This is a genomic window from uncultured Microbulbifer sp., from assembly GCF_947489355.1.
Taxonomy (GTDB): Bacteria; Pseudomonadota; Gammaproteobacteria; order Pseudomonadales; family Cellvibrionaceae; genus Microbulbifer.
In genome coordinates, this window is record NZ_CANLDD010000007.1 from 15,065 (window position 1) to 41,061 (window position 25,997).

19 protein-coding genes are annotated in these 25,997 nt (G+C 55.1%); 12 read left to right on the forward strand and 7 right to left on the reverse strand.

Features of this window, described 5'->3' with window-relative positions:
- Nucleotides 1-2: 2 nt before the first annotated feature.
- The 5 genes from Q1A48_RS05005 to Q1A48_RS05025 all read left to right on the forward strand — a co-directional run bounded on the left by Q1A48_RS05005 (nucleotide 3) and on the right by Q1A48_RS05025 (nucleotide 3,039).
- On the forward strand, nucleotides 3-434 hold the full coding sequence (locus tag Q1A48_RS05005; protein WP_299942056.1) for a hotdog fold thioesterase: 432 nt from the start codon (nucleotides 3-5) through the stop codon (nucleotides 432-434).
- A gap of 30 nt (nucleotides 435-464) precedes the next feature.
- Nucleotides 465-1,172: a SprT family zinc-dependent metalloprotease gene (locus Q1A48_RS05010; protein ID WP_299942058.1), complete on the forward strand. Its 708-nt coding sequence runs from the start codon at nucleotides 465-467 to the stop codon at nucleotides 1,170-1,172.
- Nucleotides 1,173-1,282: 110 nt separating this feature from the next.
- Nucleotides 1,283-1,651, forward strand: coding sequence for a DUF2750 domain-containing protein (locus tag Q1A48_RS05015; protein WP_299942060.1), 369 nt, complete (start codon nucleotides 1,283-1,285; stop codon nucleotides 1,649-1,651).
- Nucleotides 1,652-1,712: 61 nt separating this feature from the next.
- Nucleotides 1,713-2,096, forward strand: a complete 384-nt coding sequence (locus tag Q1A48_RS05020; RefSeq protein WP_299942062.1) for a VOC family protein — start codon at nucleotides 1,713-1,715, stop codon at nucleotides 2,094-2,096.
- Between the two features lie 13 nt (nucleotides 2,097-2,109).
- Entirely contained in the window at nucleotides 2,110-3,039 is a 930-nt protein-coding gene (locus tag Q1A48_RS05025; protein ID WP_299942064.1) for an SDR family oxidoreductase, read from the forward strand.
- Between the two features lie 62 nt (nucleotides 3,040-3,101).
- On the opposite strand, the gene mnmH is transcribed toward Q1A48_RS05025, so the two are convergent.
- Nucleotides 3,102-4,199 (reverse strand): tRNA 2-selenouridine(34) synthase MnmH, encoded by a 1,098-nt coding sequence (mnmH, locus tag Q1A48_RS05030; protein ID WP_299942066.1) that lies wholly within the window; start codon nucleotides 4,197-4,199, stop codon nucleotides 3,102-3,104.
- Nucleotides 4,200-4,748: 549 nt separating this feature from the next.
- Here mnmH and Q1A48_RS05035 point away from each other — a divergent pair.
- Complete coding sequence (locus tag Q1A48_RS05035; protein ID WP_299942068.1) at nucleotides 4,749-6,602, forward strand: SLC13 family permease; 1,854 nt, start codon at nucleotides 4,749-4,751, stop codon at nucleotides 6,600-6,602.
- 48 nt (nucleotides 6,603-6,650) lie between these two features.
- Here Q1A48_RS05035 and Q1A48_RS05040 read toward each other — a convergent pair whose 3' ends face one another.
- Nucleotides 6,651-7,097, reverse strand: a complete 447-nt coding sequence (locus Q1A48_RS05040; protein ID WP_299942070.1) for a CBS domain-containing protein — start codon at nucleotides 7,095-7,097, stop codon at nucleotides 6,651-6,653.
- Nucleotides 7,098-7,738: 641 nt separating this feature from the next.
- Here Q1A48_RS05040 and Q1A48_RS05045 point away from each other — a divergent pair.
- A complete protein-coding gene (locus tag Q1A48_RS05045) occupies nucleotides 7,739-8,215 on the forward strand; it encodes a hypothetical protein (protein ID WP_299942072.1) in 477 nt (158 codons plus the stop codon).
- A gap of 253 nt (nucleotides 8,216-8,468) precedes the next feature.
- Nucleotides 8,469-8,603, forward strand: coding sequence for a hypothetical protein (locus Q1A48_RS05050; protein WP_299942074.1), 135 nt, complete (start codon nucleotides 8,469-8,471; stop codon nucleotides 8,601-8,603).
- A gap of 7 nt (nucleotides 8,604-8,610) precedes the next feature.
- On the opposite strand, the gene cobB is transcribed toward Q1A48_RS05050, so the two are convergent.
- The 3 genes from cobB to selD form a co-directional block, all read right to left on the reverse strand.
- The gene (gene cobB / locus Q1A48_RS05055; RefSeq protein ID WP_299942075.1) at nucleotides 8,611-9,315 is read right to left on the reverse strand and encodes a Sir2 family NAD+-dependent deacetylase; all 705 of its coding nucleotides are present in this window, start codon (nucleotides 9,313-9,315) and stop codon (nucleotides 8,611-8,613) included.
- 111 nt (nucleotides 9,316-9,426) lie between these two features.
- On the reverse strand, nucleotides 9,427-10,734 hold the full coding sequence (locus Q1A48_RS05060) for an NAD(P)/FAD-dependent oxidoreductase (protein WP_299942076.1): 1,308 nt from the start codon (nucleotides 10,732-10,734) through the stop codon (nucleotides 9,427-9,429).
- A gap of 130 nt (nucleotides 10,735-10,864) precedes the next feature.
- A complete protein-coding gene (gene selD, locus Q1A48_RS05065; RefSeq protein WP_299942077.1) occupies nucleotides 10,865-13,150 on the reverse strand; it encodes a selenide, water dikinase SelD in 2,286 nt (761 codons plus the stop codon).
- A 259-nt stretch (nucleotides 13,151-13,409) separates the two neighbouring features.
- On the opposite strand from selD, the gene Q1A48_RS05070 reads away from it, so the two are divergent.
- Both Q1A48_RS05070 and Q1A48_RS05075 read left to right on the forward strand, forming a co-directional pair.
- Complete coding sequence (locus tag Q1A48_RS05070) at nucleotides 13,410-18,605, forward strand: DUF748 domain-containing protein (RefSeq protein WP_299942078.1); 5,196 nt, start codon at nucleotides 13,410-13,412, stop codon at nucleotides 18,603-18,605.
- A gap of 323 nt (nucleotides 18,606-18,928) precedes the next feature.
- Nucleotides 18,929-19,234 (forward strand): hypothetical protein, encoded by a 306-nt coding sequence (locus Q1A48_RS05075; RefSeq protein ID WP_299942080.1) that lies wholly within the window; start codon nucleotides 18,929-18,931, stop codon nucleotides 19,232-19,234.
- Nucleotides 19,235-19,382: 148 nt separating this feature from the next.
- On the opposite strand, the gene fetB is transcribed toward Q1A48_RS05075, so the two are convergent.
- Nucleotides 19,383-20,189 carry an iron export ABC transporter permease subunit FetB gene (gene fetB / locus Q1A48_RS05080; protein ID WP_299942082.1) on the reverse strand — a complete coding sequence of 269 codons (807 nt, stop codon included), beginning with the start codon at nucleotides 20,187-20,189 and terminating at the stop codon, nucleotides 19,383-19,385.
- Entirely contained in the window at nucleotides 20,186-20,806 is a 621-nt protein-coding gene (locus Q1A48_RS05085; protein WP_299942084.1) for an ATP-binding cassette domain-containing protein, read from the reverse strand. Before Q1A48_RS05085 ends, fetB begins: the two co-directional genes overlap by 4 nt.
- A 1,107-nt stretch (nucleotides 20,807-21,913) precedes the next feature.
- Here Q1A48_RS05085 and Q1A48_RS05090 point away from each other — a divergent pair.
- On the forward strand, nucleotides 21,914-24,970 hold the full coding sequence (locus Q1A48_RS05090; protein ID WP_299942086.1) for a hypothetical protein: 3,057 nt from the start codon (nucleotides 21,914-21,916) through the stop codon (nucleotides 24,968-24,970).
- 63 nt (nucleotides 24,971-25,033) lie between these two features.
- Nucleotides 25,034-25,969 (forward strand): T6SS effector amidase Tae4 family protein, encoded by a 936-nt coding sequence (locus Q1A48_RS05095; RefSeq protein ID WP_299942088.1) that lies wholly within the window; start codon nucleotides 25,034-25,036, stop codon nucleotides 25,967-25,969.
- Nucleotides 25,970-25,997 lie beyond the last annotated feature (28 nt).

Genomic DNA, 25,997 nt, shown 5'->3' on the forward strand with positions numbered 1-25,997 from the left:
CGATGGCAATTTGGCAGAGTAAACCCACACTGGAAGTGTTAAACCAGGGTATTGCATCCTGTATGCCCGGATACCTCGGCATACATGTCACAGAAATCGGTGATGACTATCTTGAGGGCAGGCTGCCGGTGGATCACCGTACGCGCCAGCCGTTTGGCATTTTGCACGGTGGCGCCAGTGTCGTGCTGGCAGAAACCCTGGGTTCCGTGGGGGCCAATCTGATTGTAGATACGGAGCAGTTTTACTGCGTCGGCCAGGAAATTAATGCCAACCATCTGCGCCCGGTGCCGGACGGGGAGGTGACCGGCCGTGCAAGCCCCGTGCATTTGGGGCGTACCAGCCAGGTCTGGGAAATCCTGATTCATGCGCCCAATGGCAAGCTAAGCTGTATTTCGCGTCTCACTATAGCCGTGGTAGCCCGTGGCGATCGCTAGACCCGGCGAAGTCCTGCAGGAGTGGCAGTGGTGACCGGGACAAAAGAATTTTTGTTTGAGGATATTCCCTACCGCCTGGTGCGTTCCCCGCGACGCAAACGACTGGGACTGGTGCTGGCGCAGTCCAGTATCGAGGTACGCATTCCTGAGCGCTGCGCCGCGCGCCATGGGCACCAGTTCCTGCAGGATAATATCCAGTGGGTGCGCGCCCAGTTGCTCGCCGCCAATCAGCGCGCGGCTCAGGTACCTGAATATACTTACGCTTTTGGCGGGTGCTTTCCCTGGCTGGGCAGGTCCTTGCCTCTCGAGCGGGCCGCGAATGCCCAAAATGCCGGTATCGGAGCGGAATCCATCCGCCTTTACACCCGCAAGCGTTTGCCAGACCCGGATCAACTTCAGGCTGCCCTGCAGCGCCTGTACCAGCGGGAGGCGCTGGCCCTGTTGACGGGCAAGTCCCGGTATCTGGCAGATCAATTAACATTACAGTTTTCCTCGGTGCGAGTGCGCCGCACCAGAAGCAAGTGGGGGCATTGCAGTACCCGCGGCGAACTGCAATACAACTGGCTGGTGTGCCTGGCACCGGAGCCAGTAGTGGACTATCTGGTGGCTCACGAAGTGTGTCACTTGCGCCACCACAACCACAGTCGCGCTTTCTGGCAACTGGTGCAGAGCGTGTGTCCGCGCTTCAAGGTGTTGCGCCGCTGGTTGCGCGACAATGGTCACCGTCTCACGGTATAGGCACCGCCATTGTTGGCAGTGGAAAATTCTACAGAACCACTGCCCGATCGCGCTTTGGCCCCCCGCAAAATTCACGTAGACTGCAGGCAGGTCCACGAAGCGAAGATGCTATGCAAAGCGAACCCTTAAGCGATAATTTTGACGATAACTGCGCGCGTTTTTTGCCTGAGGCCACCGATCAGGGCTGTGTCTGGGCACTGCAGGGGGGAGAGGGGTTTGCGCTCTGCGAGTCGATGAAACGCCCACAGACCGGAGTAATCCCCTTTTGGTCGCAGCGGGTTTTTGCCGAGGTGCACTGTGCGGACGACTGGGTCGACTATGAGGTAGTCGCCATTGACCTGGAGGAATTTATCGACGACTGGCTCACCGGAATGCATGAGGATGTGTTGTTGGTGGGCCTGAATTGGAACGCCGAACTGGAGGGGGTGGAGCTGGAACCACTCGACTTGCTTGAGCAGCTGGAGCAGGCGCTGCAGTAATGCAGTAAGTTGTGCCAGAGCGCCCCACCGCTGGATAAAAACCACTTGATAGGGGTCTCAGATGGGGCAGATTCTCGGCCTGCACACAGTGATCTATGGCGTTGCGGATATTGCCGAGGCCAGGGCCTGGTATTCGCAACTGTTGGGGCAGCAACCCGCTGTTGATAGCAATGGCTATGTGGGTTTTCGTGTGGGTGATTGTGAGTTGGGCCTGAACCCGGATGCGCGCAGCGCAATCAGTCGCGCGGATGGCGTTATCGCCTACTGGGCAGTTTTGGATATAGCTGCGCAGGTTGAGCTTCTCGGAGCCATGGGCGCGCGACAGCACAGCGATGTGGTGGATGTCGGTAAGGGCGTGCTGATGGCGAGTTTTCTCGATCCCTTCGGCAATATTTTTGGGTTGATTGAGCAGCCGCGGACACATCCGGAGGTGTCGGACCAGTAAATGGAGCAACCCCTTGAACAAACCGCCAGTATCCAGCTTTCGCACTTCCGACCAGTGTTTTGCCGCGGAGAGCCTCGCGCAAATCGGGCGCGGCTACGTGGTCCCGGACAGGGTCGCCCTGATTACCGGTTGCTCCAGTGGTATCGGACGCGAACTCGCCCTGGCGCTGCACCGCCGCGGCACAATTGTGATTGCCACTGCGCGGCGGCCGGAGAGTCTGCAGGAGCTTGCGGATATGGGCATCGCTACCGAGGCTTTGAATGTAAACTCCCAGGCGGATATCAACCGTGTGGTTTACGCGCTCAAGACGGCCTACGGACGCCTGGATATACTGATTAACAACGCCGGCTACGGCCAGATGGGCCCTTTGCTCGAACTGGATACCCGCGCCCTGGAAAATCAGTTTCGCACCAACGTCTTTGCACCGCTCGCGCTGGCGCGTGCCTGTGTGCCGCTGATGCGCACCGGGCGCGGTGGCATTGTGTGCAATATCGGCTCGGTTTCCGGGATTTTGGCAACCCCGTTTTCCGGTGCCTACTGTGCCTCAAAGGCAGCTCTGCACTCGCTCACAGAAGTGCTTCGCCTCGAGCTGAAACCCTTTGGTATCCACGTCATGACGGTGCAACCGGGGGCCATTGTCTCGGAGTTTGGCCGCCATGCTGAAGTATCACTGCGCGGCCTGCTGCTTCCGGATTCGCTGTATAAGCGCGAGGAGGAAACGGTGCGGGCCCGCGCCCAGGAATCACAACAGAACGCAACTTTGGCCAGCGCCCTAGCGCGCAGGCTGGTGCGTGAGCTGCTGCGCAAACGCCCGCGCGCACTGGTACGCATCGGTAACAGAAGCCGTCTGCTACCCTGGATGGCGCGCTGGCTGCCTAGCAGCTTGCGGGATCGGATATTACTGCGGCGCTTTAGGTTAAACCGGTTGTCACACAGAGCTTAAAGCCGTTCTTTTTTGGGAATATCCCTGCCAGTATACGCTTTTGAGCGGAGCAATCTGAAGCCTTATACGCGTAAAGAGGCCCCTGTATTTGCCAACCAGGCGTTCACTTCCGCGAGCGTGCCACGAAACAGAGGTGCGCTTTCGCGCTTTTTCATCAGGTAGTCGTATTGGCCGTCGTAGTACTCTTTTAGCAGTGCCATGACCAATGGAACATAGGCCGCGCTGCTACCGCTCTGTGCAAGCGCGCAGTTGGCCTCGGCCAGCTGCGCATCCAGTTGCTGATAACGAAGCCCGCCCAGGCGCTTGCGGATTTTGCCGAGACTGCTGCGCAATGCCTCTCCCAGGGCCGCGGCGGCAGAGGTCTCCATGTCACCAATGTGCGGCACTGCTTTTTGAACATAGTCACGCACAATCCGTTTAGCACGGTTTTCCAGCGGCTCCTCCACCAATACCCATGGCGCTGCTTTCATAGCGTTTTGTAACACCGGTGGCAGGGCGCAGCATCCGATCAGGCGGCTTTCGTCCTCTATAAATACCGCTCCGGGATTTTGTGCCAGTTTGAGCAAATCGATGCTGATCCGGTTTTCAAAATCGATCTGTGCCGGCTGTTTGTGTCCGGTGTGACCAAAGCTGGAACCGCGATGTCGGGCAATGCCTTCCAGGTCCAGAGCGCGGCCGGCACTTTGGATCAGCTCGGTCTTGCCACTGCCGGTGTGACCGGAGATAACGACAAAGGGCAGCCGCTTACTCTGTTTCTCAAGCTCAGCAAGCAGGTAGTTACGCATGGCCTTATAGCCGCCTTCTACCAATGGGTAGCGGATACCCTCTGCGCGCAACAGAGTCTGAGTGGTGCGCGAGCGCAGTCCACCGCGAAAACAGTACAGATAGCCCTGGGGGTGCCGCTGCACAAAATCGCTCCAGTTGGCCAGACGCGCCTGTACCACCTCCCTGGTGGCCAGTTGCCAGCCCAGGTTGATGGCGGCCTGCTGCCCGTTCAGGCTGTACTCGGTGCCGATCAGCTCGCGTTGGTGGTCGTTCAGCAGGGGGTGGTTTTCCGCGCAGGGGAAGGCACCGTGCGAGAATTCCACCGACGTGCGGACATCGAGTAATGGAACATCATTGAGGAAAAGGCATGCGTAGTGCGCGGTGTTTTGCCGCAAAAGGGTTCTCCCGATGAGTCTGCTGGGTGAACGAAACACAGACCCCCGCATCGGGGCCTGCTCGGAGCGCTATTATCAACCGGACAATCGAACAGGTCACGCAATATGGCTTTGCTTGCAGGGCCATCACCGGGGCTATTCGATGATTTCCCCCGCTTTTGTGGCCCGGTGCTGGAGAGCGCTTGTGACCGGTCACAAACTAGCAAGGCTGGAGGGAAGAATACCCCACTGCCAGGATCGTATGAGATATGGATGCCGATTACGAGCCTACAGGGATGTCTTCACAGTGCGTCCTGGGAGAGGGGTATTCTTTCCAACCGACCCGGTAGTAAGTGTCCTGCCCCGGGGATTAAAGAAGCGCTGAAGACCTTCTGGCCTCGGGCAGCGCCCTGAAGAGACCATTGCAAGTGCCGATAGCCTTTGAGGCGTGCTTACCGCAATACCAATTGTTCTGGCGTAAAACTGCTCTCCTTGGGTTTTTTTCCAGTGTACTCTGAAATGGTTACCGGGGGATATTATCCGGCTGCCGTTCGCAGGACATCCCAATCCATGACGCTTGACCAGTTGTTGATCCTCAGCATCCTCGCGGTGACCGTTGTACTGTTTATTCGTGGTCCCTGGCGGCACGATATGGTGGCACTGGCAGCGCTGTTGGCCTGTGTGTTTACCGGCCTGATTCCCCCGCAAAAAGCCTTCAGCGGTTTTGGCCACCCCGCTGTAGTCACCGTCGCCTGCGCACTGATTTTAAGCCGCGGCCTGCAAAATACCGGGGCCATGGATGCTCTGGCACAACGGGTGGTGCCAAGGAGTGGTAACACCACTGTGGCGATGGTATTGCTCACGAGTCTCGGCGCATTTCTGTCGGGATTTATGAGCAATGTGGGTGCATTGGCGCTGTTGATGCCCGTGGCCGCGGAAATGGCGGAAAAGCAAAAGCTGGCGCCGGGCAAAATATTGATGCCACTGTCATTTGCCACCATTTTGGGCGGGATGACCACATTGATCGGCACGCCACCCAATCTGATGGTAGCGGGTTTTCGCGCGAATGCCGGCGCTGGCAGCTACGGTATGTTTGATTTCACCCCGGTGGGACTGGTAGTGGCTCTGGTGGGTGTGGCATTTATCGGCCTGGTTGGTTGGCGTCTGGTGCCGGCGCGTGGCCAGACCGGTGCAGCCAGCTTTGATACCGGTACCTACCTGACCGAGGCACTGGTGGGAAAGAAGAGTGCCGCCGCCGGCAGGACCCTGGGTGAGATTGGCAGGATGCTCGGTGCCGAGGATGCCCAGGTAGTGGGCGTCGTACACAACGATGCGCGTATCTCGCCGGCAGCCCCCTGGCACCGGGTACTGAGCGGGGATATTTTGCTGATAGAGGCGGAACCCGGGTCTCTCGCCACCTGTTTGTCCAGCCTGGGTCTGAAAATGACGGGGGAGTCGGACAGTGAAAGGGAGAGCGGGGACAAACAACCGCTGCAAGAGGAGAGCCCACCTGCGGGCAATGTACGGGAAAAAGACGCGGGCAAGGGGAAATACGCCTATCACAATGAGGAGATGCAGCTGTGCGAGCTGGTTGTGATGCCCGACTCTCCCCTGGTGGGTCGCGCAATCCAGTTTTTACACCTTCCCGCCCGCTATCAGATGCACCTGTTGGCATTGTCACGCCGGGGGCGCCGCTCCGTGCGCAGGCTGCACTCCACGCCGCTGCTGGCGGGGGATGCACTGTTGATGATGGGAGCCGAAGACAACCTGATCAGCTTTGCCCGGGAGCAGAGCTGTGTCCCCCTGGCGCAGAGAGATATCAGCATCCCAAACAAGGAGAAAGCCGCCATTGCGCTGATTGCCATGGCACTGGCGGTGGCTGGTGCCGCTTTTGGACTGATCCCCGCGGCCATCTCGTTTGCCACCTGTGTGCTGGCCTTTATGGCGCTCAAGGTTGTGCCTCTGCGCAATATCTACGGAGCCCTGGACGGTTCGGTGATCGTTCTGTTGGGGACCCTGATCGCGGTGGCAGAAGTGATGGAGTCCACCGGTGCGGCAGACCTTATCGCTGAGGTGTTGCTGAATAATCTGGCCCAGGGCAGCGCGGTGCTGGCGCTGGCGCTGATTCTGATTATTACCATGACGTTGTCGGACTTTATGAACAATGTGGCTACTGCAGCGATGATGTGTTCCATAGCCCTCAGTACTGCAGAACAACTGTCGGTGAACCCGGACAGCTTTCTGATGGCGGTGGCCGTTGGCGCTTCCTGTGCTTTTCTCACCCCGGTGGGGCACCAGAACAACACCCTGATCCTGGGGCCGGGTGGTTTTGATTTCGGCGATTACTGGCGGATGGGATTGCCACTGGAGATACTGGTGGTGGCAATCGGTATTCCCATGCTGCTGTGGATCTGGCCCCTGTGAGGCGCCGGGTACTGTCAAGGGGATAGGCCCGGCGGCCAGGGGCTGGATTCAGGCAATGGAGTCGTCCACCGGCTGGGCAAGCTCCGCCAAATACTTGCTGCAGAAACGCAGCACATCCGTCACTGTGACAATGCCTACCAGCTCTCCCTCGCGCATCACCAGCACCGAACCGATACCCGTGTCGGCCATGGCCAGCAGGATCTTATCCAGGGGGTCGTGGATATCTGCAACAAAAGGTCTCCGTGCACAGAGGTCGTGGACGTAGAGCTGCTGTTCCTCCAGACGGTGTCCGGGGGCATGGGCTCTTTCGATATCCCCTTTGGAGATGACGGTTTCCAGTTCGCCCGAACGGGTTACCGGCAAGTGGCGCACTCCGTGTTCATCCATCATTGCCACGGCTTCCTCGACCGTGGCTTCCATATCGATATGGTAGGGAAAAGGGGTCATCAGTGCTGCCAGAGTGGGCATATGGTGGGAGTGGTGGGAACTGGACATGGCTAAGTGTGATTATCCAATTGTTTTTGGCAATAAGTGCTGGGTATGGCAAAGGTCAGGTTGATTATTTGCAATTGGTGACTGCTGCTACAATATAGCCAATTCAAGCACGGATGAATATCCCTTATCCAGGGAGATAAGCCCGCCTTTATTACTTTTCAGTCCCCATAGGGATGAAGATTGGTATTATATTCAGTTAGTGGGTGGTAAAGAGTTGATATTTGCCAGCGAAACATTATTATTCGCGGCCCCGACCGAAAACTATAGTAATCGTCAGCGATTCGGGCATGTTGACTGATTCGGTTGGTTTTTAATATTGATTCAACACAAACAGGTGTCGGCGGACGTTTTTGCAATACTGGTAATGCAGCCTGGTTGCACTGGTCTTTCAAGGATGGTTATTCAATGTTCGCCGGATGTCGGATATATCTAGCGCTGGGTTCCACCAGCGCTGCGGTATCTGCTTTTGGTTTGGGCCAATGCGCAAGTTGCCGAAAATAATACCGCTATATTGCCTCTAGCCTGGCAGCAGCAGTGTTGTTGAATGACTTTTATATTTCGGATACCCGGAACCCGATGTTGTGCCGTTTAACGACACAGAAATACCCTTGTTTTTAATAACCGTAGTTGAGGTTTATTGGATGTTTCAGCAATACGAACAGCTTGAACAACAAATCGCCGAACACCAGGCGAAAATTGAAGAACTGCAAGAGCAAATGGCTCAGGCAGAGCGCATAAAAGAGGGCGTTATTGCCTTTGATAAGGCGCTGGTTAACCTGGCCGCCGAATATCGGATGGAAGAAGAGGACTTTTTTGCAGCGCGTGGCGATTTGGTCGTTGAATGGCTGGTTTCCCAGTTGAATGACGAGGACGCACCGGACTATATTCAGACCTTGAAGTCCCGCGTCGCCCGTCACCTGAAGAGAGAGGGGGGCGCGCCCCGCCGCGGCCGCCGCGTGGCATCGGCAAGCAAAACTGCCGAGCCCAAACTGGAAACCGGCCACTACCGCAACCCCTACACCGGCGCCACTGTAGAAAAGAAAAAGCGCAATCCAAAAGCCCTGAATCAGTGGATTGATGAATACGAACTGGACACCGTAAGGGAATGGAAGATTTAATCCGGATGTGATTGCTGCCTCGGTACCGGTTGGCCGGTGCCGGGTATTTCTCGTCGCTTTTCTTTTTATGACATTTTTAAGTTTTGGGTAACTATTTTTGTTTTCCAAGGCGTAAAGGCTTATTTTCCCCATCATTTTCTGCAGAGCTATGTGTCGTTTTTTTGACAGGGCGTATTTTTCTGTATGTATTGCCGGGCGTACGGACTGTTAGCGCTGCTCGTTGGTGAACAGGGCGAACCGATCAGGGCGGCGAATGGGTGCGATCATCTCTGTATTGTTATCCGCGTTTGCGGGGAAAGTGATCACCCTGCTACAGTGTAACGGCGCCGAGAACGGTAGGGTGCTCGCTGATGAGCCGGAGAGCGATGCAGCGGGTAAGCAATCCTGATCGGGATCTAACCCAGCAGTTCGTGCACATAGGTGTCGACAACTTTTGATGCGGGCCCCTGGCGGTGCTCGGCAAAGGTGTCTCCCACATTGCTGCGCTCAAGATTGAGCTCCACGCTGTGCGCGCCCGCCTGGTTCGCGCATTCCACGAAACCGGCTGCGGGATAGACATTGCCGGAGGTGCCGATACTGATAAACAGGTCGCAGCGGCTCAGGGCGTCGTAGATGGTGTCCATTTGCAGGGGCATTTCCCCAAACCAGACGACGTGGGGACGCAGGGTGCCACTGCGGTTACAGCAGCGACACTTATCTGTTGTCTCCAGATCGCCGTTGATGGAAAACAGCGCGCCGCTGGTATTGCAGCGTGCTTTACGCAGCTCCCCGTGCATATGAATCAAGTGATGGCTGCCGGCCCGCTCGTGCAGGTCATCTATATTTTGCGTAACCAGTAAAAATTCACCCCCAAACGTCCTTTCCAGTTCTGCCAGTGCGTGGTGGGCGGCGTTGGGGGCAATGTGTGTGGACAGAAGCTGTTTGCGGCGCGCGTTGTAAAAGCGTTGCACTAGCTGTGGGTTGCGCGCGAATGCCTCGGGCGTTGCCACGTCCTCCAGACGGTGGTTTTCCCACAGGCCATCGGCCCCGCGAAAAGTGCGGATGCCCGACTCTGCTGAAATACCGGCCCCGGTCAATACCACAATACGTTGATACTGCATTTTGCGTTTCTCGCTGGCGCAGTCAGGAACTCCCGGAAATTTTACGGTGTTCGCGCCGAGCGGTACATCCCTGTAACTATGTCCTGTTGGATGGTCTGGGTTTAGCGCTGACTAGTGCAGTTTTAAGCGGGGGCTCACTGCCCGGTTCGCCTGGCCGACCAGGTAAAGTAACATGGCTTTGGGCCAGCCGTGTATTGCCGCCAAGTGCATTCGGTAGAGCGCGCGGTAGGCAAAGCCCGCAATGCGCCCCTCTACGGTGAGGCTGCCCTTCACCAGTGCCCCCATCAGGTTGCCCACTGCTGTGAACTTGCTCAGGGAAACCAGAGAACCGCGGTCGCGGTAGTAAAAGTGCTCCAGGGGTTTGTCTTCTGCCAGGGCGATGAGGTTGTCTGCGACCAGCGTCGCCATCTGCTGGGCAGCCTGCGCGCGGGGCGGCACTCGCTGTTCGTGGCCATCGATACAACTGGCACAGTCGCCCATCGCGAAGATATGCGCATCGCTTTGGGTTTGCAGTGTGGTTTTCACCTGTATCTGGTTGAGATGGTTGGTGGCAAGGCCATCCAGCCGGGTGAGAAACTCCGGTGCCTTGACTCCGGCGGCCCAGACGCGGATGGCTGCGGGAATTTCCTCGCCATCGCGGGTGGTCAGGCCGGTGGCATTGGCACGGGCAATACTACAGCCTGTCAGCACCCGAACACCCAGTTTGCCCAATTCGCGCTCGGCATTGTCGCCCAACCGCGGGGGCAGGGCGGGCAACAGGTGCGGCCCAGCTTCAATCACAGTGACCTCGATGGCATCCGCAGGAATGCGGCCGTAATGTCCCATCTGCCTGCCCGCATCCACCAGTTCTGCGGAGAGTTCCACGCCAGTGGCACCGCCACCGACAATGGCAATTTGTAGTTTTTCTTCCACATGGGTTTCCAGGCACAGGAAATGGTCCAGCAGTTGCTGGTGGAATTTTTGCGCCTGCTCGCTACTGTCGAGAAACACGCAGTGCTCGTACACGCCGGGGATATTGAAATCATTGCCCAGGCTGCCAATACAGAGCACCACGTAGTCGTATTCCAGTTTGCGCGCCGGTACCAGCGGATTGCCTCTGTTATCCAGTATTGCACTGAGCTCAAGGGTTCGGCGTTTGCGGTCCAGGGATTGCAAGCTGCCCAGTTGGAATTCGTAGCCATTGGCGCGGGCGTGGACCTGATAGTTGAGAGCAGCCATATTGGCGTCCAACGCGCCAGCCGCGATTTGGTGGAGGAGGGGTTTCCAGATATGGGTACGCTCTTTATCAACCAGAGTGACGCAAGCTAGGGGCGGCTTGCGCCGTCGCCACAACCGGGGGGCGGGGTTGAAATAGTGCCCGAGCCTTGTGGCCAGTTGCAGGCCACTGGCGCCGCCGCCGACAATCACAATGTTTTTCATGGTGGGTGGTCTTCCTGTCGATTGCTATGAAAGCCGACTCCCCCACGCTGTGAAGACCTTTTCGCTGTCACTTTAACTTGCCAGCGTTTATTTTTACGCCAGTATCTCCCGTCTCAATGCCGGTGGCAACTCAAACCTGACTTTGTTCCGCCTCGTTGTCCTGGGCGGTTAGCTGGCGCCAATCTCCATCCCTGTACAGGCGCACCCGGGATTGCGTCCGGCTTGAGTGGGAGATCGCACCGATAATCGATGCCTGGACGCAGCCACTTTGCAGCAGCGCATCGACACAGGTCTCCGCACTGCCCTCGGGTATCGCAGCGAGCAGGCCACCGCAAGTCTGTGGATCTGTGAGCAGCGCCCAGTGGGGCAGGGACTGCCACTCCTGTGGATTTTCCACAAAGGCATAGGCGCTGGCGTTTTGCGGTTGCAGACTGGAAAGCCAGCCCCGTTCAATACAGAACGCGGCTCCGGGAATCAGCGGCAGGCGCTCGGCAATCAGAGAGGCGCTGAGACCGTCTGCACTGAGCATCTCCAATAGGTGTCCGAGCAGTCCGAAGCCAGTGACATCGGTGAGGGCGTTGGCGCTGTTTTGCGCGAAAATCTCGGCGGCGCCGGCGTTGCTTTGCAGCATGCAGTCCAGCGCTTTTTGCAGCCAGCGCCCCTGGGCCTCCCCCATGCCCTCGGCGGCGAGAATGGTACCCACCCCCAAGGGTTTGCTCAAAATCAGGCAGTCCCCGGCGCGGGCGCCGCTTTTTTCCAATAACTGATCCCGCTCGGCCAGCCCGTTGACGGTGAACCCCAACTGCATTTCCGCCCCCTCGGCAGTATGTCCCCCGGACAGGGCGCAGTTGTGGCGGTTGAGCTCAAAAATGGCACCGGCCAGTAATTGCTGCAAGTCGCGCTGGGTAATTTCTGCCGCCGCCGTGGGCAGGGTCACCAGGGCCTGCGCACTCACTGGACGGGCGTGCATGGCAAAGAGGTCCGACAGTGCGTGTTGGGCTGCGATGCGTCCAAATAGCCAGGGATCCGCCACAGGTGCGCGCAGTTGGTCCGAGCTTTGCACCAGCAGTTGTGTTGCGGGCAGATCCAGGACTGCGGCATCGTCGCCCACGCCGCGCAGTAAATAGTCAGATTGTTGTACCGGTAGTTTTTCCAGGGCCCGGCGCAAGACTTCGGAACCCACTTTCGCCCCGCAGCCATTGCAGCGCATACCCGACAATGAAATTCCAGCGCGCTGCGTCAGCACTTCGCGCGGTTGCGCTTCCGACATTTCCTCCGCGGCCACCGACAGGTCGCTAAAGCGCCGCATAAAACTGCGGTCTATATGGTCTTTCCAGCGCCACAGGAGATCGCCGGCTGCAGCGATACTGTTGCGCACAGCGATAGCGCGCTTGCCACCACAGGAGAGCAGGCTGAGGAAGCGCTTCTGCGGGCGGTAGACCTTCAGTGGTTGCCCGGTAAGCGTGGCGCGCAAATTGTGGAACAGGATGGGGCCTTGACGCACAGCGTATACACCGGCCTTCGGCAGCGGTTGTGCGGAGAAGCTGGCCACATCGCCGCTGGCGAAGACCTCCTGGCGCCCCTGGGCGCGCAACTTGCAGTCCACCAGGACAAACCCCTTTTCATCCAGTGCCAGCCTGGAGTCTGCCAGCCAGGGGGGGGCGCAGGCGTTGGTGGAGAGCAGTACCCGATCCAGCTCTAGCAATTCCCCGCGGTCGTTGCGCACACCCAGCTCGGTAATTTCCGCCACCGGCCAGTGGCGGTGCAGATGCACTCCGAGTCTGTCTAACTCGCGCATGGTCAACTTGCGCGCAAGGGCCGGATAGTCCTGGGGTATTTTGTCCCCTGCGTGGATCAGGTGGATCTCCACCTGCCCGCAAAGCACTTGTTCCCCCAGCGCATGCGCCATGGCCATGACCAGTTCACAGCCCCCGGCGCCGCCGCCGACTACGCCGAGCTTGAGGGGGGCATGGGTTTTCTGCACCTGCTCCTGCAGCTTTTGCCAGAAACGGAAAAAGTGCCCGATGGGCTTGATGGGCATCGCGAGCTCGGAGCCGGGCAGTTCCCGCGCCGGGGTCGCACCGACATCCAGGGAGAGCAGGTCGTACTCCAGCGGCGGGCGTCCCAGCAATGAGACTTTGCGCGACACGGGGTCAATTTGGTGGGCACATGCCTGCACAAAACGTGCGCTGGCAGCGCGGCAGAGACGCGCCAGGTCAATATGGGTATCGTCCAGGGCGTAGTGGCCCGCCACCAAACCCGGCAACATGCCCGAGTAGGCAGTTTGGACCTGAGGGGAAACCAGTGTCAGGCGTGCGCCTGGCAGCGGATTCATCGCCCACATCTGTAACACAATGGCGTGGGCGTGGCCGCCGCCAACCAGAACGATATCCTGGTAATTCGGGTACTTCTGCATTTTCACTCGCTGACAACTTGATGGCATGGTGCTTGCCGTCAAACAATTACCCGCCAGCTAAAATTTCCCGCTGCGCGACGACATTTCTGGATAAATAGTAGACAGCACAGCGCCGAACGCGACCCATAGCGCGACGCAGCACACTATTATCGTGAATCGTAGCGCCAGGGTAAAACAATACACAGGTGCTGGTCTTTACTTTATGGGTTTGGCCCTCGTTGCCGCTTGCGCTTTATTGACTGAGGGGCGCTATTTTTCAATGCCACCAGAGCTGACTCAAAAAAACACCTTTTTTACCTGTCTCCTGTGGTGGCTGATTGGCGGATTATTGCTGGTGGAGGGCCTATCGATTGCGGCTTCGGGTCTTGTGCGGGATAAGACCAGTGCGTGGCTTGTGCAGCGGGGCCTGGACTTTCACGCCGATTATCTACGGGTATCCCCGCTGGATTTGCGCGTTATCGTTGTGGGTGCGCGCGCCTTCAACAGCGAAGGGCGGGGGTTCTCTGCGCGCGAAGTGATGTTGGATTACAGTTGGTGGCAACTGTTGCGAGGGCGTGTGCAACTGGCGCGCGCCTCGGTCAGCGGTGCCTCCCTGGATTTGCAATCCACCCAGGATGCATTACAACAGGTCTGGGAGGTGGGGGGCTGGAATCTGGGCCGGGGCAAATCCAGGGATCGCGATTTCCATCTGGCTATCGGCAGGGCAAAGGTACAAGACAGCAAAATCTGCTATCGGTACCGCCCGGCATGGACGGCGCCGACCTGTGCCCATATTGGCAATATGTACGCGCGGGATTTCCGCTTGGCGTTATGGCGCAAGGGAGAGGCGCCTCTCAAAGTGACGATTGACGCCGCGGAAATCCAACTGCACGAGTTGCTGGCAAAAATAAAAGGGGCACCGGAATACAATACCACGCTGGCGCACCTGTCTTTGGATGGCGGAAATTTTCGCTGGCCCAGTCTGCGCACAGCCGCCGAATCTTTCCAAGTGGCATTTTTTGCCAGCTGCCCGCCACAACAATGGGCCGATGCCCTGAGCGGCTTGCAGCGGCTGATCGGGCACTGTGCGGCTGCGCGCCATCTGTCCGCCGAGGGCGACCTGAAATTCGGCTTTGGCCTTACAGGGTTTGCGCATTGGCACCGTGCGCGCGGCGAGGAGATATTGCTACGGCGCAGTGATCAGCGCTGGCAGGACTGGCGAGCCGGGACCATCGCCATTAATGCCTTCGATTATGTTCGCTCGACCCAGCATCTGCGCTGGCGTCGGGCAGGCGCTACCGATTTTGACTGGTGCCCCCGGGATTTGCGCAACACAAATCATCATTTTTGTTTTCGCGCCAAGACCCTGCAATTGCCTGAAGCTACCACCTTTGACTGGCGCCACCGCCTCAAGGTAACCACCGGGCCCAGCCGTGTGCAGCAGATGCGCTATCTGGATATGGTTCGCCCACGCAATAACCCACTGACAGTACAGCAGGCCGTTTTCGGTCCGCTCGAATTTGATATTGTCAGTCGCATTCTGTCGGTAGCCAGTCTGCGGATTGACAGCGCCAACGGCTGTGTTGCCGGCGCACTGTGGCAAAGGCCTGACCAATGCGTGCGCCTGGCCGGTCTGCTCGGTGACGAAAGCGTGGCATTGCGGTTTGGCTCGATTGCAAAAAAGGTGCCTTGGGGGTTTGCCAGTGGCTTGCTCAGTCTCGCGCACTTCAGGCTGGAAGGTCTGGGGGAGGAACAGCTACAACTGCAAAAACTGAAGTGGCACAGTCTTGATACCCTGGCTGCCGGTACCCCCCTCTCCATTTCGGATTTCACCCTGCAGTCCCTCTCCGGCTGTCTTTCGAAAGGTTTACTGCCCAAGGGCTGGCAATCCCTATGTGCTGAGTTGAATAACCTCGACGGGCGCGGCAATTTCGCCTGGCAACACGGGGCAGATGCCTATGCCATTTTTGGTCAGTTACAGCTGCAGCGATTGAAGTTGAGTGATTCGGTCGAGGGCAACAAAGGGCTTTTACTGCAGAAGCTTGATATTGGCGAGGGGTATTACCGGCGCACAGCGGTAGCGAGCCCCTGGGCGGATGCGGGCCAGGGGTCGGGTACACCGGCGGCAGCCCAGGCAGATTACGGCAAGGAAAAAGGCCGTTTGGATGCCCAAGCCGAAGGCTTGGAGCCTGGGAGCGAAGAGACAGCCCCAGTTTCTATTGATGCGCCCAATTTCAGGTTGCAAAGGAATTTCCTGCAGCGGTTGGATGGTTGCCTGCCGGGCAGCTGGGCGAGGGTTATCTACCGGGCATCACCGGCGCCCGAGCGAATGCCGGTCTGTTTTGACCTGCGTGAGTTGCGCCAGGAACGCCCGCTGCTGATCGCCTGGCAGGACGGACTGGATATCGCCGCTGCAGGGTTGTCTGTTGAGCGCGCCCTGGCAAGCACGGCGCAGGGCGAGTCTCTTTTGCGTTTATCCAGCCTAACGCTGCCCAGCGCCAGAATACGCCATACCTTACCCCCTCTCGACAGCAGTTATATCGCTCTGCCGAATGTCTCCCTGGATGCCCTGAATGCCTGCCTGCCGACTACTGAGGGAATGTCCCCCCTTAATATCCACTGTGTGATTTTAAAAAAATTGCAACTGGGGGAAAAATTCAATGTGCAGGTGGGGCCTGCGCGGGTAGCTGCGAACCTGGATGGGTCCCAACTCGCGCAACTGCAGCTATTGGAGCCGGGTGATATAGCAAATTTGGATATTCAACAACTCTCGATACCGGTGCTTGCTTTATTCTGGTCCCGCAACGGAGCCGAAACCTCCAGTGTGAAAATGGAGAAATGGTCGGTGGAATCAGTTTTTGCCTGCCTGCCATACCCGGTCCGCTACCCGAAAAAACTGCCGCGCTGTCTGTTGAGTCGGAATCTCAATGCCGTTGGAAACAGTGGTGTTTCAGTGGGTGAAACGGAGTTAAAAACCGCGGCCCAGGCAGAGCCGCTCTGGCAATTTGAAAAATTGTCCATAGAGCGGATGGCGTTTTCCCCCGACACCCTCGACCTCTATAACTTGCAGGTTGACAATATTCTCTTTTGCGGCCTTAACACCCTGATGCGCCAAAGACAGGACGGGGTACCGCTGGCGGACTGCATTGAAACACTCCAACTGGAATTTCGTGGAGAACCGATTCGGATCGGACTCAAACCGGATGTGGCCCACGTGTCTCTGGGGCCAATGAAAAGCCGGCCAATCGCTTTCTGGCAGAAGGGGGGTGACTACTTGCAGGCCGGCTTGCAGCAACTGAGTTGGCAGCGCTTTATCTGGAAGAGAGATGTTCACTTCTCTGTGACGGATTTCCGGGTGTTAAATACCCGTGTATGCACACCTGAATCCGGCAAAACAGTCAGCATCGAACTGCTTGAGCGGGCCGGGCCGGGGGATACCCAACGCTGTTATGGGCTCGATCAGTTGACGATTGCCAGCGCGCAAACCCTTTCCCTGATCAAACCGTTTGCGATTGACGGTTCACTGGAGCTGGTGGGTCTTTCTTTGGCGCAGAGGGACAGAGAGCCTTTGCGGATAACCCGTTTTCAATTGGATAACCTCTCTGTGGGAGGGGCGTTCCTGCTTCAGGTGGGGGCTGCCAGCGGTTGCCTGCCAGCGGGATTGTTTCGAGACTCGCACCTCGCTCCCTGCTATCGGGTGGGTCCACTCAGCCTGGGTGGGGTTGAGCGGTCGGGCTTGCAGGAAGGGGGAGGTGCCGTGTTTTCGGATATTCGCGCCGATGACGTGCGGCTGAGTGCGGCGAATTTGCCGATGGATTTACCGGCAAAACTGTTACAGGTGGAAAAACTGTTGGTCGCTAAGCTGCGCTTTGGTTCTGGCCAGATTGCTGCGCAGCAGCTGCATATACAGCAACTATCCAGTTGTATAACCCAAAGTTATCTTAAAACGGGGAATCATTGTTTTGCATTGGGGACGCTGGAACTGGAAGGACAGTTTAGGGCTGGGGATGGACTGTCGATTACTGTGCTGAATGGTTATGAGATTCAATTGTTTTCCCGCAAGGGCAAACTTTTGGCGGAAGGAGAGAGTATTCACTTGTCCCGGTTTCTTGCCAATAAGAGGGAGTGGCGCTTTGATTGGCTTGAGGCAGTCCACTTTCATTTTTTTCCAAGGGAAAAAACCACACCGGACTATGATCGTCACAGCTGGAGCGGGGATTTCAGATCTTTGCAGGTCGGGGCCCTGCATTATGATCGCCACCGCGGACTGCTGAATATAGCTTCTGTCGATTTTTTACGTCCGCGACTGATCCTTGTGCGCAACCGTTTCGGCGAATTCCCCCTCGTACAGCAGATCTCCGAACTTCGAGGGCTGGATGAGGGCAATAAAATCCACCTTAGGAAGAATGCCGCTTCCCCTTTTCTCTATCATATTGGCGATATCTTCCTGAGGCATGGCACCTTTACCTGGGTGGATCGCCGGGGTGAATTCCGGGCGCGTTTACCGATCCGCGATATCAACATGAATGTCAGTGATATGAGCAACCTCGGTGAGCACCCTCCCTCAATAGTGGTGGCAAACGGCAGGCCCGGAGGATTTGGGGAAATACAACTGAGCGGTACTGTCGATTACCTGGGTGGGCGCAAATGGAATGCCGAGCTGACAAGCTATCTCGATAATATCAATCTGATACCGGCCACACCCTATATGGCCAGGCTGCTTGGGTACAAGATATTGCAGGGCCAAATGGATGCAGTGATGGATATCCGGATTCGTGACAACCAGATAAATGCCCTTGCAGAGATAAAACTGGAGAAAATCAAAATCCGGCGTGTACGCGAGGATGACCAGTTGCCAGTCAAATCCAGAATGATTCCCCTGAATGTGGCTCTGTGGCTTCTAAAGGATGGCCAGGGGAATGTGAAATTTAGTATGCCGGTAACCGGAGATATCCGCGATCCGAAATTTTCATTGAGCTATGTCTTCAGTGACGTGCTGCAAAAAGCCATTATGGATGCCCTGTTCAGTTATTTTACACCTTACGGGATTTACCTTCTGGCCAAGCTGGCCTGGGGTCGCTTTCGCGCCAAGTCTTTCGATTCTATAGAGTTTGCCCCCGGCAGTGCGCACTTGAGTAATCTGGCCCTAGCGCAGTTGCAGCAGATGGTGGTCAAATTACATAAGCACCCGGAGGCACGCCCGGGTATTTGTGGCATCGCCAATGCCAGGGACTGGAATGCCCTATACCCGAACTCTACACTGGGACTGAATGGCAATCGTAGAAGGCTTGCTGATTTCTACCGGTACCCGCCGATCATGTTACGGGAGGAGTTTGAGCGCTTGGCACAGGAGCGAAGCCGCCGGGTGGAACGATACCTGATTGACGCAGGTATCCCTGCAGCGGAGTTGATTCCCTGTGCACCGGATTATATGGGCCGGGACTTTGGGGACCCCAGAGTGGAGTTTTCAAATTAGTTGGTGGTGGTTTAAGGCTATTGGAAACCCGAGGTGGCTAGCCATCGCCACAGGGCGTTTGACCGCTTTGGATAGGCTTGGGAATTTGCTAATAAGTGAGTGCTCGCATACTTAAAAGATACCTTTTCAAGCCGGGGCCCTTTGTCCCTCCTCAAGGTTGCTATAGAATTTGGGCGGGTATCGACCTCACACTGAGGCGGTCAGATTTTGCGAGTAGTGTCGATTATGCGAATCTGGGCTCAGCAGGGGGATACCGTCTGCGGGGATGTCCGCGGTGATTGATACCGAATGACTCAGGGGGTAAATAGGGATGTCTGCAGGTCGTGACTGAAACTGAAATTGTAGAAATTTTTCTGGCCCATCAGTGGTGGTCCATCACTGCACTGGTGATAGGTGTGATCGGCGTTACCCTATGCTGGTTTGGCGGGCTGATGGCAGCGCTGACGGCGCTGGGCAATCGGCGCTGGGTTTGGGGGATAGTGACAATTTTTCTCGGACCGATTACCGGTATCCCCTATGCGCTGAAATACCAGGAGGCGGAGTACGCCCGTTCGCTGATGCTGCGGGGCGTTTGGGTGCTTCTTGTGGGTTTGGTGATTGCGGCGGTTATTCTGATGCTCGGCCGCTAAATTCCCCTGTGTGCGACGGTTTCAGGCTGGTTCGCTTCCAAAATGGCACCTTGCCTATTTCGTCTATATAGGGGCATGGGCCTCTTGTCTTGCGCTGCCCGGCCGCAGCCCCGCTTAAAATAGCACTCATCCCGGGGCCAATCTGAATTCAGCGATGGCGGCTTTCCATCAGGCGGTTCATACACAGCCGCTCGCGTGTGTCGAAGAGGTATCTCGCACAGAGGGCGACGGCGGCAAATGTACCAAAACCGGTGCCTGCGGCAATGGTGAACAGAATCAGTATCTGGTATTTCACTGCGATGGTGGGGGAGATGCCCGCAAGTATCTGCCCCGTCATCATCCCCGGTAGGAAAACAATACCCGCAGCGGCCATGGAGTTGATTGTTGGCATCATGCCCGCCCGCATGGCGTCGCGGCGAAACTCAATGCAAGCGCTGCGCCAGGGTTCTCCCAGCATCAGGCGGTTCTCGATAATCTCCCGGGAGCGCCACACGCTCTCTGTGAGACGATCCAGCCCGAGCGCGATGCCCGTCATGGTATTGCCGAGCAGTAAGCCAAGCAGGGGAATAGAGTACTGGGGCTGGTACCAGGGTTGTGGCCCGATCAGTACCACTAGGCTCAGTATGGTGACACTAAAGGCGGATACCAGCATAGACAGCGTGCCGATGGCAAAACTCCAGCCGCCATTCAGGCGATATTTCTGCCGTGACACTACCTGCTGACCGGCAAACAATAACATCGCCACACCCACCAGGCTTATCCACAGCAGGTTGCCCACGGCAAATAGGGCTTCCAAAACCACACCGACAAGCGCCAGCTGTATCGCCGTGCGCGCCGCCGCGATCAAAAGCGGCCTGCCGAGCTGCAATCGGGCAATGTGGGTACAGACTGCCAGAGCCACCACCAGCGCGGCCGCCAGAGCCAGCTGCCACCAGGCCAGGTCGATCACATTCATACGGGTATCTCCTGTTCCTTCAGGCCTGTGCCCTCAATAGTAAAATACCGGTCCGCAACGCGGCGTATCTGTGCCAGGCTGTGGGCGACCCAGATCACCGGGTACTGTTTTTCCCGGATCACTTCCAGCAAGTAGGCCTCGGTTTTCAAAGTGGAGTCTTCGTCAAGATTGGCCGTGGGTTCATCCAGCAGCAAGGCCCGCGGCTCGTAGGAGAGAGCCCGCACCAGTGCCAGGCGCTGTTTTTCCCCGGTGGAGAGTTTTGCCATCTGCCAGCTGTCTGCCTCTTTGGGAAAGCCCAGCGCAAGAAGTGCCTGGGGCATGGGTTTGGCCAGGTGTGCACCGGCTGTCTCGTACCACCAGGCGCTTTGCGCCGGTACCAGCATTACCTGTTTGCGCCAGCAGTGGCCCGGCATCGAGTCCTGTTCCCTATTATCGAGACTGGCACTGCCACTGTGCGGCTCAAGATCAGCGATGGCACGTAGTAAACGGCTTTTGCCGGAGCCCGAGGGGCCCGATAGACACAGGACTTCCCCCGCTTTGACAATAAGATCTACCTTGTCAAGATTGTCGATACCAAGTTTGGTTATGTTCAGTGCGCGCATGAGTTTAGTGGCCATAAATTGTTATCAACCAATCACTGTTGTTGAATACCGTAACAAGGATTTTTTTAACCTGCTATGCCAACCAGTCCTGAAAAACCTGTTTATTTCGCCTGAAATATTGGGGAATTATACGGGGGTTAACGCTAATCTATAAGGTCGCTTCGAATCTGGCCGACAACAATTCCTCCCTACGCTGCCCTACATCGTCAGCGGTATTCATTTCATAGCATAGTAAATCATCGCTTGGTGCCAGTGCTTGCGAACAGGTCGAAATATCCCCGAAATCTACGTATCTGATTCGAGGCTTCATTTCTAGAATGGATGTTTGTGAAGTGCTGATTTCCCAGGGCAGTACCCCAGATATCGATAGGAGTCGAGGCTGATAGAAAATCGACATATTTTTGATTCAGTTACTCAACCTTACTACCGGATCTACTCCATGAGAAATTTGACTAATGCGTGCCTATAGAAGCGTACTAGAACCATGTGTCACATCAGACAGGTAACCTTTTGTGTTCTGGGGTTGTGTGATGGCGTGTTATTGATTTAAAGGGAAATTCTGTGCTATAAAAGTTGATGTAAGATCGTGCCAAAATAAATTTTGGTTTGATCGGGATACTTAAAATTAATTGAATAAAGATATTGTTGTGGATGGGTCAGTATGAATCCGAGGCGCTGGTATTTACACGAATTTACTCCGCCACGTTGCCACAACATCCATACAAAACTGCATAGTGGATTCCACGGTTTTTCCGACAATAAAAAATGCTCAAAGCGGGTGTGAAAGTTATTTTTTTCTGAGGCAGTGGGTAGGCCACTGTTGCGTCAATCGGGATATTTTGCAAGATATGACTGATATGTAGCTTAAGATTCCGCGATTGCGATAGTAAATTTCTAATATCGTTTGAGGTGCTGGATTTATAGGCGTATCCCGGACACCATAAACCCTTAAAATCTAAAGGGGTAGAATATAATCACAGTCACTGAAACAGCTTTTTACCTAAATACTTCTTTCTGGGAAGTATCCGGTATGTGGGAAAGTGATTATTTCAAGCCTGCTTGATCTACGATTGCTTCTCCCAGACTCGATAAACAGTAAAAGCAAATGGATGAGAGAAAAATATGAATGGAAATTTAAAAAATAGCTATTTCTGGGTTGCGGCCTGTTTCTTGTTGCTAGTGGGGCTGCCAGCTAGTACTTTGGCCAATTGTGATGAGTGTAAATCAGAGACTTTGCCCGGGGAACGTGCAAAGGAAATCAATCTGGCGAGAGTTTCGGATTTAATCAGCTCTGATATCCTGGGTTCGGAATCCGACCTGGCAGAGCAAATTCGCAAGCAGCTTTATTACAATGAGGCTGACCAGGTTCCAGCGCATGAGGAAAACCCGGATCTGGGTATTTATTCCCGTGATAAGGCGGCGTTTCGCTATCTGGATTTGATGTATGTTGTTGACGTCGACACTGATAGGGTAATAAACCATTTTTCCAGCGGTGTTGCACCCGATCATTTCTCCACCCTGTTTGATGTTGCTGAGCGCAATCGTGCCCGGGATGTGGAAGAGTTAATTTTTGAACAGCTAACAGACAGCCCGAATGATGAGAGTCTGCAACGTTCTGTGCTGGATGTCTATTATGATCGTGCTGTGGCGGAGATAATCCTGGCCAATGAAGCTTTGGACAAAGCCAGCATCAGCCGGTTGCGTAGCGAAGTGGTGGATATGCAAGTGGGGTACGTAGAAACCGCCTACAATTTACTCAATGAGGCTCTGGAGCAATATGACACGCTATTGGAATCTGCTCCAGGCTTATTGGTGGAATGGAGCCCATCCCGGGATCAAATAAGTCCACGGTACACTGATCCAGTGGATCTGTCGCAAAAAAATGTAGCCTCGGCAGAATTGCTTTTCAAAGGATACAAGGATATCACCCTACTCTATAAGCTGATGAGCAAGGCAGCTTCTACCAAGGTGCAGCAGGCGCGATTGGCAATAGCATCAGAGCAGACCGATACCATCCTTTTGGCGCTGACTGAAGAAATCAATTCGCTGCACAGCGCCCTGTTGACAAGAGAGCAAGCATTGCGTGCGCTCTTCCCGGAAACGGACTTTACCCAGATTCCGGGCGTTTCTGATCTGCCTGAGGCCATAGATGAATGGCAGACGCAGGTTGCCGGGTTGAAAAATACCTTGAGCTGGCTTAGGGGTGATACGAACCCCCTGGGATTGTCCCAAACTACCGTTGCAGTTGGTCTTAACGGTAATGCTGAGTTCCACACGTATAATTCACTGAGCAGCATTCTACTCGGGGATGAATCGGGCGGTATTCTCTCCAGGACGCAATACAGTTTTGCCACTGCGAAAGCTGGCTATGAAAATTACCAGCACAGTGCCGAGCAGTTAGCTGTAGAGTATACCAAACGTCATCAATATCTCGGTGGGCAATTGAATAGCCTGTTGGGAGTGGACTTTCCGTATGGCTGCTTTGAAGAGAGCTGCGCTACCAATAAGGCACGTGGGCGCAGTCAGATCGCAGCATGGTCTAGAAATATTCGCAATACGCAACTTGCCCTGCATACAAATCTGCAACGCCTGGAAGAGCAAATCAGTGCGATCGAAAATGAAATCGAGAGACGTGCAGAGGATGCAGGTATCGATGATGGACTCTCGAAAATCATTTTGAATTACGGTTCGCTGGAAGCTTCGCTTGCACAGCAGATCAGCAGCATTCGCCAGGAAGAGGAGGCCTTTGGTTCGCGTGCAATTTTATTGGAGTCACTGTCCAGCGCATTGGATGATTACATGAATGGCAGTTGGTCTGATGTAAATGTGTTGTCAAATCGTGTGATTGATATCAACAGGTCTATCAGCATTCTGGAAAACCCGGATCAACTGGAAACTACAAATATTCGTTTGGCTGCTGAGCACAGAGCGGAGCTACTAGATAGCACCAACCAGATCCTGGATACAGGAAATCGTTTCAGGCTGCAAGGCCAGTGGTTAGAGGCCAACTCCATTGCCCTTGATATCGCCCAAACAGAAACGATTCTCATACAGGAAGCCAAACGACTGCCATTACTTTTGAATCAGATACAGGGATTGATTGTCCAGCTTAAAACTGAAAATCCCAACCTGGTTCAGCGTTATTTTGCCGATCCCATACACAGCCGTCGGGCGTTTGAGGCAGCACTGCAGTCGGAATACGATTTTAAACAAGCACAAAAGTGGTTGTTCTACGCTGCCAGCGCTTTGGAGTACAAGTGGCAGCAACCTTTTACGGACCCCGATAGGCTGGTAACCAAGGAGACCATTTTCCTCTTGCGTAACGCTGATGGATTGTTGGATTTCCATAATAAAATGATGTCTTTTGATCAGATTCGTGGTTTGGGGGGGATGAAGCAAGCTACAGATACCTTCTCAATTAAGGAAGATTTCTTTGGTTATGTGGACAGTATCAATGGTGTCGAGCAAACCTATCCCCATCCAGATCCGGCGCAGCAGTCCGGTCAGCGGTTAAGCGCGCAGGAAGCTTTTCAAGAAAAGCTGCGTTTGTTATCAGAGACTTACAGCGATGGAGTTTGGGTGACCATTAACTTCAGTACTGTTAAAGAAGTGCCCGGTAGTCTACTTTTTGTAGGGCCTATAGTGACAGGTTCAGGGGATTCCGCCTGTGTTGCTGCAGGTGGTAATTACTTGGACAAGATTGAGACCGTAGGGCTCAATATTCCTGTCATTTATGATAGTAGTGGTGAATCCAAAACGAGCGCGTATTTGACATATGGTGGTGCCAGTGTTTTACGGGATAAGACTCCGGGCAGGCAAGTGGTTACCGAAGATGGAGCGGTGGGGATCAAGGGCGAATGGCATTCTTATGGCGCACCTTATTGGGATTTTGCCGGAGGCTCAGAGCTCGTAGTGCTTGAAAATAGTCATCAGGTGTCAATGGTTGCAGACTTACAGTTATTTGGTAACAATTCTGGCTCCACGAGTTTTGTCACCTCCCTTTTTAAAGAACGCAGTGTCGCTGCCACTGGTTGGAGTGTTACTTTTTTAGTGGAGGATTATCTAGGCCCAATCGTTGATATTGATGCAATCGCGGATGTCGAGCTGGTTATCAATCATCGCTATAAATCAAGAAATTATTCGGATTGCACCGGAGGAGAGGGACCCGGACCGCTATAACGAAGTCATTTCACGGTGCAATAAAAGCCCTGCCAGCTCGGAGCAGGGCTTGGTCAATAGGCGGTGGCGACAGTAGTCGTCACCGCTTTTTACCTGCACACCCATCTGGGCTCCACCGCGCTGACGTTGGATGCCGATGCCGGGCTGGTCAACGCCTTTACCTATAAAGCCTATGGCGAACTGGACAGTGTTCTCGGTGACAGCGCGGCGGCCCCCTACGGCTATACGGGCAAAGAGCGGGATACAACCACCGGCCTGGGGTATTTTGAGCGGCGCTACTTGCAATCGGCTTTCGGCACCTTTATCAGTCCGGACCCGGTGCTTAACCATCCGGGACGTTTTACCGATCCGCAGCGCTGGACCCCCTACCGCTATGGGCGCAATAATCCGATTAACTATATGGATCCCAAGGGGGAATCGGTCCTGATGGCAATGGGCTCTCTAATGAGTTCTGTTGGGGAGAGTGCGGCTTCTTTAGCAAAGGGAGAGTTTCCTATTGCACATAAGAGACCGACTTATGAAAGTATGTTGGACGGCTATTCGGATGAGGCTGGCGATCCGTTATCGGGCTTTGACATAACTGCGGAAAAAGGTGGTCAGCTTAGTGTATTTGAGAGTGGCCACGCCATATACGGAAATACATGTGGTATAAGGTTCTCGAATGCAGCGAATGAGGCAGGAGTGCCAATAACAAACGGTAATTTTACAGACGCTAGTGGTAATCAATATATTAGTTCTGCGCATCAGGTTAAGGACGAATTAATAGCACGGTATGGTGAGCCAGATGTACGGATGTACCGCTCAAATTTTTCTACGGATAAATTATCTGGAGATTCTAATAGAGGGATTTTATTTATAGATTTAGGGAGCGGTACGGGTCATGTGGATTTAAATACCGGGAGCATTATGTTTAGCAATGAGGTTCCTCTTGACTATTATCATGACTCTGGCCGACAAACAGTCATTATGTTATGGCGCTTACCCGCTGAAAGCAAATAACGTGGATTTGACTTATGAATTGTAGGAT

Coding starts and splice junctions, on each gene's coding strand:
- Q1A48_RS05005 (WP_299942056.1), top strand. CDS start 3: ATGGCAATTTGGCAGAGTAAACCCACACTGGAAGTGTTAAACCAGGGT.
- Q1A48_RS05015 (WP_299942060.1), top strand. CDS start 1,283: ATGCAAAGCGAACCCTTAAGCGATAATTTTGACGATAACTGCGCGCGT.
- Q1A48_RS05020 (WP_299942062.1), top strand. CDS start 1,713: ATGGGGCAGATTCTCGGCCTGCACACAGTGATCTATGGCGTTGCGGAT.
- Q1A48_RS05035 (WP_299942068.1), top strand. CDS start 4,749: ATGACGCTTGACCAGTTGTTGATCCTCAGCATCCTCGCGGTGACCGTT.
- Q1A48_RS05040 (WP_299942070.1), bottom strand. CDS start 7,097: ATGTCCAGTTCCCACCACTCCCACCATATGCCCACTCTGGCAGCACTG.
- Q1A48_RS05045 (WP_299942072.1), top strand. CDS start 7,739: ATGTTTCAGCAATACGAACAGCTTGAACAACAAATCGCCGAACACCAG.
- Q1A48_RS05050 (WP_299942074.1), top strand. CDS start 8,469: ATGGGTGCGATCATCTCTGTATTGTTATCCGCGTTTGCGGGGAAAGTG.
- cobB (WP_299942075.1), bottom strand. CDS start 9,315: ATGCAGTATCAACGTATTGTGGTATTGACCGGGGCCGGTATTTCAGCA.
- Q1A48_RS05060 (WP_299942076.1), bottom strand. CDS start 10,734: ATGAAAAACATTGTGATTGTCGGCGGCGGCGCCAGTGGCCTGCAACTG.
- selD (WP_299942077.1), bottom strand. CDS start 13,150: ATGCAGAAGTACCCGAATTACCAGGATATCGTTCTGGTTGGCGGCGGC.
- Q1A48_RS05070 (WP_299942078.1), top strand. CDS start 13,410: ATGCCACCAGAGCTGACTCAAAAAAACACCTTTTTTACCTGTCTCCTG.
- fetB (WP_299942082.1), bottom strand. CDS start 20,189: ATGAATGTGATCGACCTGGCCTGGTGGCAGCTGGCTCTGGCGGCCGCG.
- Q1A48_RS05085 (WP_299942084.1), bottom strand. CDS start 20,806: ATGGCCACTAAACTCATGCGCGCACTGAACATAACCAAACTTGGTATC.
- Q1A48_RS05090 (WP_299942086.1), top strand. CDS start 21,914: ATGAATGGAAATTTAAAAAATAGCTATTTCTGGGTTGCGGCCTGTTTC.